This window comes from Streptomyces sp. P17, from assembly GCF_032436805.1.
GTDB lineage: Bacteria > Actinomycetota > Actinomycetes > Streptomycetales > Streptomycetaceae > Streptomyces.
The window spans coordinates 1-247 of sequence record NZ_JAVRBF010001291.1 but is presented as its reverse complement, the minus strand read 5'-3'; the positions used below and the strand labels follow the sequence as shown (position 1 = coordinate 247).

The window sequence follows — 247 nt, the reverse complement described above, 5'->3', positions numbered from 1 at the left end:
AACTGCGCGAGCCTGCTCGATCCCGCCGAGGAGCCGCCGAACGGCAAATACCGGGCACAGTGGAACGACGACTATCACCACGTCTGGCACGTGATGATGACGGGCGAGTCAGCCGGCTATTATGGCGATTATCAGGGCACCTGGCGGATCGACCTCGCCCGCGCGCTCGCCACGGGCTTCGTCTACCAGGGCGAGACCTCGGCCTTCTGGGGCAACAAACCGCGCGGCGAGCCGAGCGGGACGCTGC

Annotated in this window: 1 pseudogene; it reads left to right on the top strand. The window is 66.8% G+C overall.

Annotated features, from left to right (window positions below):
• Positions 1-247, top strand: a pseudogene (locus tag RMT89_RS44720) (malto-oligosyltrehalose trehalohydrolase); the annotation flags it as partial.